This is a genomic window from Spirosoma sp. 48-14 (genome assembly GCF_001898575.1).
Taxonomy (GTDB): Bacteria; Bacteroidota; Bacteroidia; order Cytophagales; family Spirosomataceae; genus Spirosoma.
In genome coordinates this window covers 189,699-202,657 of the sequence record NZ_MKUD01000001.1, presented here as the reverse complement: position 1 = coordinate 202,657, position 12,959 = coordinate 189,699, and the positions used below count along the sequence as shown (strand labels likewise).

At 48.6% G+C, this 12,959-nt stretch carries 11 protein-coding genes; 5 read left to right on the top strand and 6 right to left on the bottom strand.

Translation table 11 applies throughout. The annotated features are described in order from the left end of the window. Positions 1-316 precede the first annotated feature (316 nt). Positions 317-544, top strand: a complete 228-nt coding sequence (locus tag BGO59_RS00740; protein WP_293679140.1) for a hypothetical protein — start codon at positions 317-319, stop codon at positions 542-544. A gap of 42 nt (positions 545-586) precedes the next feature. Here BGO59_RS00740 and BGO59_RS00735 read toward each other — a convergent pair whose 3' ends face one another. Then, on the bottom strand, positions 587-973 hold the full coding sequence (locus BGO59_RS00735) for a hypothetical protein (RefSeq protein WP_293679138.1): 387 nt from the start codon (positions 971-973) through the stop codon (positions 587-589). 131 nt (positions 974-1,104) lie between these two features. Then, a complete protein-coding gene (locus BGO59_RS00730; protein WP_293679136.1) occupies positions 1,105-2,118 on the bottom strand; it encodes a LacI family DNA-binding transcriptional regulator in 1,014 nt (337 codons plus the stop codon). 438 nt (positions 2,119-2,556) lie between these two features. On the opposite strand from BGO59_RS00730, the gene BGO59_RS00725 reads away from it, so the two are divergent. The 3 genes from BGO59_RS00725 (at position 2,557) to BGO59_RS00715 (ending at position 9,871) form a co-directional block, all read left to right on the top strand. Further along, entirely contained in the window at positions 2,557-5,604 is a 3,048-nt protein-coding gene (locus BGO59_RS00725; protein ID WP_293679134.1) for a TonB-dependent receptor, read from the top strand. A 98-nt stretch (positions 5,605-5,702) separates the two neighbouring features. Continuing rightward, positions 5,703-7,184 (top strand): RagB/SusD family nutrient uptake outer membrane protein, encoded by a 1,482-nt coding sequence (locus BGO59_RS00720; RefSeq protein ID WP_293680243.1) that lies wholly within the window; start codon positions 5,703-5,705, stop codon positions 7,182-7,184. A gap of 158 nt (positions 7,185-7,342) precedes the next feature. Beyond that, positions 7,343-9,871 (top strand): glycerophosphoryl diester phosphodiesterase, encoded by a 2,529-nt coding sequence (locus tag BGO59_RS00715; RefSeq protein ID WP_293679132.1) that lies wholly within the window; start codon positions 7,343-7,345, stop codon positions 9,869-9,871. Between the two features lie 13 nt (positions 9,872-9,884). On the opposite strand, the gene BGO59_RS00710 is transcribed toward BGO59_RS00715, so the two are convergent. Beyond that, the gene (locus BGO59_RS00710; RefSeq protein WP_293679130.1) at positions 9,885-10,061 is read right to left on the bottom strand and encodes a hypothetical protein; all 177 of its coding nucleotides are present in this window, start codon (positions 10,059-10,061) and stop codon (positions 9,885-9,887) included. Positions 10,062-10,084: 23 nt separating this feature from the next. Then, complete coding sequence (locus BGO59_RS00705; RefSeq protein ID WP_293679128.1) at positions 10,085-10,525, bottom strand: hypothetical protein; 441 nt, start codon at positions 10,523-10,525, stop codon at positions 10,085-10,087. A 49-nt stretch (positions 10,526-10,574) separates the two neighbouring features. Between BGO59_RS00705 and BGO59_RS00700 the strand changes: the two genes are divergently transcribed. After that, positions 10,575-12,299, top strand: a complete 1,725-nt coding sequence (locus tag BGO59_RS00700; protein WP_293679126.1) for a sodium:solute symporter family protein — start codon at positions 10,575-10,577, stop codon at positions 12,297-12,299. On the opposite strand, the gene BGO59_RS00695 is transcribed toward BGO59_RS00700, so the two are convergent. Then, complete coding sequence (locus tag BGO59_RS00695) at positions 12,252-12,662, bottom strand: putative toxin-antitoxin system toxin component, PIN family (RefSeq protein WP_293679124.1); 411 nt, start codon at positions 12,660-12,662, stop codon at positions 12,252-12,254. The genes BGO59_RS00700 and BGO59_RS00695 overlap by 48 nt on opposite strands. Next, positions 12,662-12,895 carry a hypothetical protein gene (locus BGO59_RS00690; RefSeq protein ID WP_293679122.1) on the bottom strand — a complete coding sequence of 78 codons (234 nt, stop codon included), beginning with the start codon at positions 12,893-12,895 and terminating at the stop codon, positions 12,662-12,664. Before BGO59_RS00690 ends, BGO59_RS00695 begins: the two co-directional genes overlap by 1 nt. Positions 12,896-12,959: the final 64 nt, after the last annotated feature.

Here is a 12,959-nt window from a genome sequence, read left to right as displayed (position 1 = left end):
AAACGGAAGCTCAGTTTGCAAATGATTCGCAAGCTTCACAATACACTCCATATTCCCGCTGAAAGCCTAATCGCTGCTTACTGATTACAGGATTTGACTTTATAAAGGCACTTTGGCAATCTGCGGCCGGAGTGCCATTTTTTGGAGATGGTTAACGGTTAACGAAAGGATAATACTTCTTCAAAACCATCCATAAACCCAAACCTGCCAATTGTCCTGTAAAAATCACCTGATATGTACTTGCGCTTTAGGTCGGCAGATCTTGTTGTAGCTTTGTTTCGCTAACCTCGTTTTAATGGCTATTCAAGTCAAGATCATGAAGTCCTTGTTTCCTTATGTCGTAATGGGTGCTTTGTTTGTGGCCGGTACCCGTCTGGTCGATCGTCAGCAGCAATACAACCGTTTAGAACGGACTCCTACCAAACAGGCTTCACCGCATAACGTGTTTACGGCCAACACGAGCGTGCCCAAAATGCAACTTACCAACAGTCCGGAGAAACCGAACTTATCCAATGAGCGGACATTGAAAAATACACCGATGTAATGCGAGTTTATAGGAGCCTGTGACACCCGGTAAATTGCTGGGTCAATTTGGTGAATAGGGGATTATATCCGGTTTGTTCAATCGCTTCTTACGTCGTTTCTTTTGCGCGGTGAGCTGGCAGAAAATCGTTTGCATCAGATCGGTTTGGCCAGTATAATCGGCGCGGGGCTGGAACCAATAATTGGTTAGCTCGATTTCTTCAACATTCTCCAGTTCCACCAATTGCCATCGGCTTGGTGTGTCCGCATCCGGGACAATGTCGAGGTAGTATCCATAGATGGTTAGCTGCTTTCGACCTTCTTTGGGAAACCCGAACTGATACGGTTCCAGGGTTCGCCAGCTTTTGTTCTGTTTAATTTGAATAACGCGCTGAGTCGTAATGGCCGAGTCGATAATGCTCCAGACGGAATCTGGTTGAGTAGTATTCATGATTGTTCAGATATGGGTATATAGAGGATATAGTTGATCTGAACATATCATATACCATGCCAATTTGGTGAAGGATCGAAATGTTTTTTAAAAGGTTTATTTATCTGTGTAACAGAGGCTCTGTATTTTACTTAATTAACAGTTGAACCACGAACAATCAGGCGGGTCGGTAGGACTATCGTTTCCGAAGCCGGGCGCTCATCATCGGCTAGCAGTTGTTTAATAAGGAGTTGAGCGGCCTGTTTGCCCAGTTCATCGACTGGTTGGGCAATGGTCGTCAGGCCGGGTTCGATCAGGGCCGAAATTGGGTCGTCACTAAAGCCAACGATGGCCAAATCCTGTGGAACCCGAATACCCCGGCGTTTGGCAACATTCAACGCTTCGAGGGCGGTCGGGTCGTTGATTGTGAACAAGGCATCGGGCGGATTGGGCAAATTCAACAGGTGATTTACGTAGATATTGGCCTTGTCCAGATTCAGATCGTATGAGATAATCAGTTCCGGGTCTATGGCTATTCCATGCTGGGTCAGCGCATCCCGATAACCGTTTAATCGACTCCGGCTATTGGTAAGCGTGTCTGGGCCTGCCAGATGCGCTATGCGTCGTCGACCCGTTTTGATCAGGTGATCGACCGCCTGAAACGCACCATTATAATCATCGACCGTCACTTTTGACACGTCCATATCTTCGCATACACGGTTAAAAAACACGACCGGAATGCCCTTCCGCTGAAATACGCGGAAATGGTCGAAGTTGCGGGTTTCCTTGGTGTGCGATACAATTAGTCCATCGACCCGGCTTGCCAGCAGCGCTTTGGCATTCGTCACCTCCGTTTCATACGATTCATTGGAATGGCAAATCACCACGTTATAGCCCGACCGGGCCAGCTCTTCCTGAGCGCCAATAATGACTTTAGGAAAAAAAAAGCTAATGAACTCAGGGACTATAATCCCTATTGTACTGGTTCGGTTGGTCAGGAGCGAAATGGCTAGTTGGTTCCGCTGATAATCGACCTGGGCAGCCATATCCAGTACACGCTGACGGGTCTTTGCATTAACGTTTGGATGGCCCGTTAAGGCCCGTGATACGGTTGATTTAGAAATCCCTAGTTCGCGGGCAATATCAATAATTGTTGTCTGGTGCATTGGGTAGGGTTAGCGCCTTTCTTTTAGATACTAAGGTTTACCATTTTACCATTCCGACCGGGTGTTTAGTCACAAGTGGAAGGTAAAAGACTATTGTGTACAATTTGCAATAATATGATTTTTTCAATATTGTAAATTGGCTCGGTAATCATTGTAAGGCAAGTAGTAAATAATTCTACTTCAAATCTTGGGAATGTTCCCAAGATTTTGGGAACATTCCCAATAAAAAAAGTCAAAAAAATCTTTGTAGAATGACGGTTGGGAGCTAATATCAATCACTGGATAAGAAAACACTTGTTTTTGAGCGTTTGGTAGCTGTTTTCTCAGCTCGCTATACGCTGAGTTATGGATAAGCCAGTGGAGTTGATGATTTGCTGAAATTTGTATTTTTTTGATTTTAATATTCCCAAACCGAACAGGCAGAAAACTGCTTACTCAATGAAATCTATTCTACTACTACGAACTGCAATTGGGCTATTTTGTCTGATAATCTCGCTGTCAGGTTATGCCCAGTCGGCTCGCACCGTAAGCGGGCGCGTGACCGATGCAACAAACAACGGGGGGCTTCCCGGCGTCAACGTCCTGGTAAAAGGAACTCAGCAGGGAACAACCACAAACGCCGATGGACAGTATTCTATATCGGTACCGGGGGGGACGGCCACGCTGACTTTCTCGTACATTGGCTTCGTCACGCAGGAGGTAGCTATTGCGAACCGTAGCACAATCAACATAGCCTTGCAGTCGGACGACCGATCACTGAATGAGGTAGTTGTGGTCGGCTACGGTACCCAGCGGAAGATCGAAACGACAGGCGCTATTGCCTCGGTAAAGTCGGCCGAACTGGTACAAACCCCCGTTGCCAACGTGGCCCAGGGCTTACAGGCACGGGTTGCGGGGGTGCAGGTTAGCCAGAATACGGGCGCTCCGGGCGGAAATATCAGCGTGCGGATTCGGGGTACAAACTCCATCAATGGAAATTCGGAACCCCTGTATGTGGTGGATGGGATTCAGATTTCGAATGGCACCAACAACAGTGGCGAGATTAACAATGTAAGTCCCCTTTCGACCATCAATCCGAATGATATTGAATCAGTTGAGATCCTGAAAGACGCTTCAGCATCTGCTATTTATGGGTCAAGGGCTGCTAATGGTGTGGTGTTGATTACGACCAAGCGTGGTAAAACGGGCGCTACCCGCGTTACCCTCGATAGCTATTATGGGGTGCAGAAGGTAAATAAAATGCTCCCTTTATTAAATGCGGCCGAGTTTGCGCAGGTTGAAAACGAGACGTTTAAAAACAATTACTACGCAAACCCCGCATCGCTGGGCGAAGGAACGGACTGGCAGAAGATCATATTCCGGGAAGCGCCCATTCAAAGCCATCAACTGTCAATTAACGGTGGTTCAGAAAAAACGCAACTGGCGCTTTCGGCTAACTACTTCAATCAGGACGGTATTATTATCAACTCCAACTTCAAACGGTATTCGTATCGCCTGAACGTCGATCATCGGATTAGCGACCGGGTGAAGATCGGGACCAGTGTTTTAGGGAGTTATGTAATCAATTCGGGCGTTACCACAGGGTCGCAAACCATTGGTGATGCGGCTGTCGTCACAAACACCGTGCTGGGAGCGGCCATTGGGGCACCACCAACACTGCAACCCTATCGGGCCGATGGTTCTATCTTTCCATTTGGTGAGCAGGCAAATGGTCAGTATCGGGAGGTAGTCAACCCGCTGAATTACACGGCAATCCTGAACCAGACGACGATTCGGCGGACGCTCGCTAATTTGTATGGAGAAGCGAATCTGTTGAAAGGGCTTACTTACCGAGCTTCGTTTAATATTGATATGCAGAATAGCCTCCGGGATACCTATTCGCCCCGTTCGATTGTCAATAAATCGGATTTGACGGATAATTCGGGATCAGGCTCCAAAACGAATACCAACAACCTGGCGCTTTTGCACGAGAGTATTCTGACGTATAACCACACCTTCGCGCAAAATCATTCGTTCAAGGCTACGGCTGTATTTGCTACCCAGGTCGAAAACTATAACATGAACCAGATCAATGCGACTGGTTTTCCGAACGATGCCACTCAGAACGAAGCCGTACAACTGGCGCTTAACCGTACCGTAACCAGCAACCGGACCACCCAACGGCTGGATTCGTACCTGGGTCGGATCAACTATGGCTACAAGGAAAAGTACTTCCTGGACCTGACCGCCCGTGTCGATGGATCGAGCCGGTTTGGGGCTAACCACAAATATGGATTGTTTCCGGCGGCATCGGCTGGCTGGCGGATCATCGAAGAGCCGTTTGTTAAATCCGTTACCTGGCTTTCCGATTTAAAACTGCGGGCCAGCTACGGTATTACCGGAAATGCTGCGGGCATTGATCCCTACCAGTCGCTGGCAACGGTTTCGGCATCGGGTAGCGATTACAACATCAACCATGCGTATGCCACCGGTATCAACCCGTCGGGGATTGCGAACCCTGATTTGCGGTGGGAGCGTTCGGCCCAGGCAGATATTGGCCTTGATGTAGGCTTCCTCAACAACCGGATTAGCCTGGTTATGGACGTGTACCAGAAAACGACCAGAGATTTGCTGTATGTAAAAACGCTGCCACTGAGTTCAGGCTATAGCACTATTGTCGGCAACTTTGCTTCGCTCGAAAACAAAGGACTTGAGCTGGCCGTCAATGCCCGAATTCTGGAGGGGCCGCTGAAATGGAGTGTTTCGGGAAATATGACTTTTAACCGCAATAAGCTGCTGGATCTGGACGGCGGTACAACTCAGGAGCGGTTTGTTACCTCCTATTCGGTTTTGCAGGTAGGTAGCCCACTTGGCTTGTTTAAGACTTACGTTTTTGATGGGGTCAATCAAACGGGCGAGGCAATTTTGCCAGGGTATGGTGGTACGCTGGGTAGCCAGAAAGTAAAAGACATCAACGGCGATGGGACTATTTCGGCTGCCGATCAGGTGATTACGGGCAATCCGAATCCGAACTTTATTTACGGTTTTTCGACGAACCTCTCTTTCAAAGGATTTGACTTCAGCGCGTTTCTGTCGGGTTCGCAGGGCAATGATATTTACAACGCCAGTCGCCTTTCGTTTACCCTGCCGCTGGGGCAACGGAATATGCTGAAAGGAGTTGTGAACCGATGGACACCCACAAATCCGAGTAATGAATTCCCGGCTCCGGCCCAGGGTGGTCGTATGCCCGTTAGCAACTACGTTGTGGAAGATGGTTCATACCTGCGCTGTAAGAATATTACGCTGGGTTACAGCCTTCCCAAAATCAAAGGTATTCAGCAGATTCGGGTGTATATAAGCGCCAATAACCTCTTCACGATCACTAAATACAGTGGTTTCGATCCAGAGGTAAACACCTATGCGGGTTCGAATACGGCCATTGGCATCGACAATCTCGTGTATCCACAAGCGAAATCATTCCTGGGCGGTTTGCAGGTCACATTCTAAAGAGTGAAAGAGCGAATGAGTGAAAGAGCGAAAATCGTCAGTCATTCTTCAAATGAAGCAGTTAATCACTCTTTCGCTCTTTCACTCTTTCACTCTTTATAAACCATGAAAAAATACTTATTCCTATACTCGCAACCCTTACCCTTGCAGGTTGCAAACTGGACGAAACCATCTACTCGTCCATCTATACCGAAGCGTTTTACAAAACGGCGGCTGATGCCGAAAAAGGGCTGATTGCCGCCTATGATCCATTGGCCGATATGTATAGCGGCCCGGCAATGACGCTGGTGCCTGATTTCAGTGATGATCAGACCTATCCGCGCGGTGTGGTGGGTCGTAATACGCTGACACTCTTCTCGTATGACGTTAATTATACGGTACAGAAGAGCAATTCCCGGACCAACGAATCCCCGCAGCAAATCTGGGCATCGGGCTACGACGGTATTGAAAAAGCCAACTGGATTATTGCCAAAGTACCTGATGCTGTGATGGACGAAACCCGCAAGAAACAGATCATTGGCGAAGCCTATTATCTGAGGGCGTTTTACCTGTGGGCACTGACCAAGAATTTCGGTGATGTCGTCGTCAAAACCACGCCTAGCTATTCGGAAGCGGCTGCTGTGGTAGGCAAAAGCGCCAAGGCGGATGTGTATAAGCAGATCTATAGTGATCTGGATCAGGCATTCGCAGCCGGACTGCCTTCATTTCCTGCGGTCGATAAAGGACGTCCATCGAAAGAGGTGGTGAATGCCCTGTACGCCAAAGCGGCTCTGTATAACGAAGATTGGGCCAAGGCACTCGAAAAAGCCCAGGCAGTCATTACCTCCGGCAAGTATTCGCTGATGCCCGATGTGCGTAATGTGTACAAATACGATCAGGAAGATGCCGCCCGGATCGAGAATATGTGGGCTTATGAAGTTGATCCCATCAATCCCGGTCGTACGCACCAGTTGACAGGGCTTTGTGGCCCTCCCGGTAGCGCAGGGGCCGATTATGGCCGAACCACCTTCGGATCGATGTTTGCCTATATGTCGTTTTTCAATTCTTTTAATCCAGCCGATAAACGACGCCAGTTGCTCGATACAAACTACGTGGATCGAAGCGGAAAGATTGTGCCTCAAAAGAACATTACGCCAATCACGACCGATGCCGTGCTGATCAAGAAATATCAGGACCCAAACACCACGACGGGTATGATATGCAATATCCCTATTTTACGTCTGGCCGATGTGTACCTGATTGCTGCCGAAGCCGAAGCGCGGTTAAATGGGGCAACACCAACGGCATATGGATACATCAACACCATTCGGAAACGGGCAGGGCTACCCGATTTGCAAACGGGACTGAGCAAAGACGCCTTCATTGATGCGGTCATCCAGGAGCGTGCCTGGGAGTTCTTTGCCGAAGGTGACCGCTGGTATGACCTGACCCGTACGGGCAAATACCTGACGGTGATTCCGAAAGCCGTGAATAGCGTTTACCCGTCGCGCCCTGTTACCGCGAAGAATAAATATTTCCCGATACCCCAGGACGAGCTGAACGCCAACCTGAAACTGGAACAAAATCCGGACTGGAAGTAAAGAGTGAACGAGTGGATGCCTTTCTTCTTCGTGGTCTGTGCCCTTACAAATCACGGAGAAGAAGTTCACCTTGAAGCTGTTTGACTCTTTACAAATTGAGCCAAAACAGCATTGGACCAAACGTTTAAGCAGATTCCTTAACTACCTATTATCAATCAATGGCTTACAAGTTGAAAAATACGCTTTTGGTAGCGTGCTGGCTGATAGGCCTGACGGTTTATGCACAGTCGGGTCAAACGGTGTCGCTGGCCAATGAGCAGGTAAAAATTGTCTGGAAGAATTCGGCCAAAGGCTGGACTATTGGGCAGGTATCGGTTCGGAAAGGAACAGGCTGGACTGCGTTATCGGCTCCTTCGGGTGAGAACACACTGCTCTATGCCGCTGAAAAACCATCCGATAAGCCGGATACGACTTTCCGGGATATTACAGGAGCGGTTTTCCCAGGTGAAAAATATCATTATCAGCAAGAGCAGTGGGCCGAAAGTACCAGCCCCGTTTCGCTGAACAAAGCTGGACAGGCTTTCTATTTCTTTCCGAAAGAAGCTAAGCAAACGGGTAAAAATAGCCTTCAGTTTCAGCAGGAAACGGACGTAGCTACGATTCGTACGGAATGGTCATTCGATCCGAAATTTGGAACGGACGTTATTGTCAAACAGACCGTTACACCCAAAAAAGAGGGCTATTTCTCACTGGCCAGCCCGACGCTGGCTACACTGACTGAGCAGAGCCTGGCCTGGGCAACCGTACCAGGGTATTTTCAGGGTAATGCGTTTCAGAAAAACTTCGCCCTGGCCTACGCCTATGGGCATGGTATTCCAACCTTACCAGCCATTTATCGCGAGCGGTGCGCTAGTACCCTTAGCCCCATGCTGACGGGCAAAAACGGCATTACCCTCTCGGTGATTCCTGAACCGGGACTGGCGCGCGATCCCTGGGCCGTGGATAAAATCACGCAGACAACCTGGAACATTGGCTTATCGCACATGAATCGCAAGGCGCAACTCTTCCCAACCCTATATTATCCGATTCTGGGTGAACCAAAGTCGGCACTAAAAGCGGGTGAACGTGTAACTTACACGTTCCGGTACAGCCTGACGGATGGTGACTGGTTTAAAGCGCTGAATCATGCAGTGTACGACATCTATCGGTTCAAAGAAACGTTGGCCTTGCGGCAAAGCAAACAGTCGCTGACCGACCGTATCCAGAAAATGCATCACTACCTGACCGACCCTAAAACGTCGATGTGGAACATTGAGGAGTTTGAAGGCAAAAAGATCGGGGCGCAGTCGTATCTGGGCGGGGTGGTCGGTTCAAACAAAGACGCCATGAAAAACTCCGATTACGGTGCCATGTGGATGCTGGCCAATGCGACAAAAGACCCATTGCTGACTCAAAATGTGTTGCCATACGCGCTGAATTTCAAGCTGGTACAGCAGGAAACGGCGAATAACTTTTTCAAGGGGGCGGTGGAAGGACAATACTATCTGGCCAAGTCTAAAAAGTTTGTGGAAGAATGGGGTGAGGTGGTCGAGCCGATTGCACTGACCTACTACACCATGCTCGATATGGGCAATATGCTCCTCTTTGAACCCACGAATACGGAGCTGAAAGAACGTCTACGCTTCGGAGCCGACCGGCTGATCGATTGGCAAAAGTCCGATGGACACTGGGCCGTTGCCTACGATCGACATACGGAAAAGGAAATCTTTAAAGACATTCAGGACGTTCGGCCGACGTTTTACGGATTGATCGTGGCGTATCGACTGCTAAACGATCCGAAATACCTGACTGCTGCCCGAAAGGGGGCCGACTGGTTTTTGAAAAATGCCATCGAAACAGGTAGCTTTTTGGGCGTTTGTGGCGATGCCCGCTACGCACCTGATTTTGCCACGGGACAGTCGGCTCAGGCCCTGCTGGATTTGTACGACCTGACCAAAGATGTCCGCTACCGGGATGGAGCCATTAAAGCTGCTAAAATCTATACGACATCGATTTATACACATCCTATTGCCAATCATACCCTGAAAACCGTCAATGGCGTGCAGCGGGAGGATTGGGAGATCAGCCAGACGGGACTAAGCTTTGAACATGGCGGTATTTTCGGATCAGCCAATCGGGCGGGACCAATTCAGTTGTGCAGCCACGCAGGTTTGTTCATTCGGATGTACACCCTCACAAAAGAACCCATTTTTGCTGATATGGCGCGAGCAGGCGCCATTGGTCGGGATGCTTTTGTCGATGCGAAAACGAGTGTGGCCTCCTATTACTGGAATGCCATGAATCGGGGGGCGGGGCCTTACCCACACCATGCCTGGTGGCAGGTTGGCTGGCTGACGGATTACCTGCTGGCTGAGGCTGAATTGCGGTCGGGAGGAAAGGTGACGTTTCCACGTGGGTTTGTTACACCTAAAGTGGGGCCGCACCAAACGTATGGATTTGCTGCGGGAATGGTAAATGGCGAAAAAGCCAATCTGATCATCGACGAAAACCTTATCACAATTGACAATCCATCCGTCGATTATATTCTGGCGAAATCCGTACAGAGTGGGAAGCTGTTCGTCGTGTTGCTCAATAACCGGGCACAAGCCAGCGATTGTACCGTGACCGCTAAAAACGGAAAACCAGTTAAAAAACAATTACCCGCTTTCGGAATCGACGTGATGACCCTAAACGATAAAGGATTATAACCTCAACTATGAACTATTCCTTTTTTGTGGCAAACGACTTCCGGCTTTTGAACTCTTCAGGAAGTCCGACTCGTTCGATAAAGGCTTTATTATCGGCAATCTTGTCAGCAAACGGTTCACGACCATCCTTACCTTTCAGAATCCGCTTCGGCACAACCCTAGGAGGTGTTGGTTCTTTGGTCGTATTCATAGATTTACTTATTGCTGTTATACTCATTTTTTTCGAATCAGGAATGATTCATAAGGGCGGTTAGATTGAAATCCTTCCCAAGAATCACTGTAGTAACCAAACATAATAAAATAATTCAATAGTTCTTCTCTCGCCCGGTTAATAGCCATGCGATAAAGCCGATTTCGAGATGGAGAATTACCTCTAAATAAAACAGTAGACGCTGGATGGTCAGACAAAAATTGGTGAGTGATTTGGAATATAGTAGCTAGAATAAGAGGCATATCGCCATTATCGCTGACTGATTGATCGTCGATTTCGGCGGTGCCAGATTTAACATCGCCTAAAGCTAAATTGTATATGGCAGGGGTACTAATCAAGCTGAAAATAACCACTTTCTGAATCAGGCCTTTGGGACCAATGCTTTCGAAGAAAAACTGAGTGGCATCGGGTGTCTGGTTAAATGAATAGGACGGGTACTCCACTGTTAGGGATATTTTATACGATTACAAATAAACGAAAAGTTAAATAAAGTTGAATACAGCCATCGATACCACCGTCATTGTCATCTTCTCGGCCTTTGTGCTGGGAATTGGTATGCTCTTCGCCCGGACAGGACGGAATCTGAAATCGTTCTTTGCGGGGGGAGAAGCCGTACCCTGGTTTATTGGCGGACTGTCGCTGTTCATGAGCTTCTTCTCCGCTGGTACCTTCGTGGCCTGGGGATCTATCGCCTACAAACACGGCTGGGTGGCTATCACCATCCAGTGGACCATGTGTATCGGTGCGTTGGTGACAGGGCTGTATCTGGCTCCGCGCTGGAAGGCAACGGGGGCTTTGACGGCTGCTGAGTTCATTCGCGAACGGCTGGGGGCTACAGTACAGAAAGCCTATATATTCATCTTTACGCTGGTGTCGCTGTTCATCAAAGGTTCCGTGTTGTACCCGGTCGCTAAGCTCGTCAGTTCATCGCTGAACCTGCCACTGGTGCCCTGTACTATCGGGCTGGGGCTATTCATGATTGCCTATACAGCCGTAGGAGGACTTTGGGCAGTGATGGTGACCGATATTTTGCAGTTCGTGGTCTTGTCGGCAGCGGTGTTTATTCTGCTTCCCTTATCGCTCGATAAAGTAGGTGGTTTTGACAGCTTTACGCATCACGTTCCCGACGGCTTTTTCGACTTGTTGAACGGTGAATATACTTTTGGCTTTGTAGCGGCTTTTGTGATCTATCATATCTGCTACATCGGTGGCAACTGGACCTTTGTTCAGCGATACACTAGCGTCGATAGCCCGAAATCGGCCCGGAAGGTGGCGTTTCTGTTTGCTGGGTTGTACCTCATCAGCCCGGTCATCTGGATGATGCCCCCCATGATTTACAAGGCCATCAATCCATCGCTGACGGGCCTGGATACCGAAAATGCCTACCTCATGATCTGCAAGCTTGTTCTGCCGCCGGGTCTGCTCGGCCTGATGTTGACAGGTATGTATTTTTCAACCTCAGCCAGTGCTAATACGGCTTTGAATGTCGTATCAGCGGTGTTTACCAACGATATCTATAAAGGCATTGTGAACCCTGCCGCTTCGGACCGGCAACTGATTCGGGTGGCGCGGGGTTCGTCGTGGGTGTTTGGTTTGGGTATGATCGGTATTGCCCTGCTGGTTCCGGCTGCGGGGGGGATTGTTGAAGTGGTACTCAGTATCTCGTCGATATCGGGTGGCCCATTGCTGGCGCCACCACTCTGGGCGCTGTTCTCGAAACGACTGACCAGCCGGACAACACTCTGGGTTACGGGTATCAGCCTGACCGTCAATCTATTCTTTAAAGTGTTGTCGCCCCTGTTGCTTGATTTTAAACTGACCCGTGCGGCCGAAACGATTATCGGAGTTGGCTTGCCGTTGCTGCTTCTACTGGGCTATGAATTGTGGGCGCGGTCGAAAGATCATATTGCTGACGAATACTATCGCTATTTAATTGCCCGAAAGCAAAAACGTGACGAAGCACAGGCAGAATCGACCGAAGAGTTACTGGAAGTTCGGAAGCAAAACCGATTTGGGTTGCAGGTCATTGCTGGCGCTTTGGTATTTACAGCCCTGATGCTGTTTGGGCTAAGTGCGCTGGCAACGATGGGCGGCAGCATTACAGCGGGTATTGGTGCGGTTATTCTGTTGGCGGCCCTCATTCCCTGGCGAGCAGCTCAGCAAGTCCAGCTATCGGCTGAGGAGCCAACCAAGAAACTCGTCGATTCGGATAACTGATAAATGGGGAAAAGCAATGTTTCGTAGAATAGAAAAATGCCGGTCTTCGGAGACTAAATGGTCAGCATTAGCCACCAAGGCACAGTCTACATATTTATTGTCATCGGGGTCATTATGCATTAATCCCCATTCAAAGTATATAGGTTGTACCAAGCAATTGTCCAGCGAAAGCAGAAGTTTAATGACGTTATCGGCCACTATAGCAGACGTTTTTTCGGCCAGTTTTTCATGGTATTCAAATAGGATGTCGTTGCTTAGAGCCAAGTCGAACTTTCCTGCTTTGAGTGCATCAAAAATGGGGCGATATGGTGATGATACCGGAAGCGAAATCAGCAGAACATTGATGTCTAATACAACTTTCATTAGACAGAACGACTTCGCATGTGTTCATTTTTCCAATCCTCTATGGTTTGTTCGTTCCAGCCTTTGTCCAGCCATAACTGATTCATTTCCGTATCAATTTTTCTTGCGAAATAATCGGCCAGTACGTGTCGAATCTCCTGGAGTTCTACTTCGGAAACGGTATACGGATACAACTTCAGTAATTCCATCTGAAGGTTGCTCAGTTTTGTGGGAGTCGTCTGTGAAGTTGCCATTTACTTATTCTTTTTTTACAAATATACACTAAAGCATATCGGATCAACGAACTGCTTTTGCCTC

Excerpts from the sequence above, each read along its gene's own strand:
- BGO59_RS00740 (WP_293679140.1), top strand. The coding sequence starts at position 317 with ATGAAGTCCTTGTTTCCTTATGTCGTAATGGGTGCTTTGTTTGTGGCC.
- BGO59_RS00735 (WP_293679138.1), bottom strand. The coding sequence starts at position 973 with ATGAATACTACTCAACCAGATTCCGTCTGGAGCATTATCGACTCGGCC.
- BGO59_RS00730 (WP_293679136.1), bottom strand. The coding sequence starts at position 2,118 with ATGCACCAGACAACAATTATTGATATTGCCCGCGAACTAGGGATTTCT.
- BGO59_RS00725 (WP_293679134.1), top strand. The coding sequence starts at position 2,557 with ATGAAATCTATTCTACTACTACGAACTGCAATTGGGCTATTTTGTCTG.
- BGO59_RS00715 (WP_293679132.1), top strand. The coding sequence starts at position 7,343 with ATGGCTTACAAGTTGAAAAATACGCTTTTGGTAGCGTGCTGGCTGATA.
- BGO59_RS00710 (WP_293679130.1), bottom strand. The coding sequence starts at position 10,061 with ATGAATACGACCAAAGAACCAACACCTCCTAGGGTTGTGCCGAAGCGG.
- BGO59_RS00695 (WP_293679124.1), bottom strand. The coding sequence starts at position 12,662 with ATGAAAGTTGTATTAGACATCAATGTTCTGCTGATTTCGCTTCCGGTA.
- BGO59_RS00690 (WP_293679122.1), bottom strand. The coding sequence starts at position 12,895 with ATGGCAACTTCACAGACGACTCCCACAAAACTGAGCAACCTTCAGATG.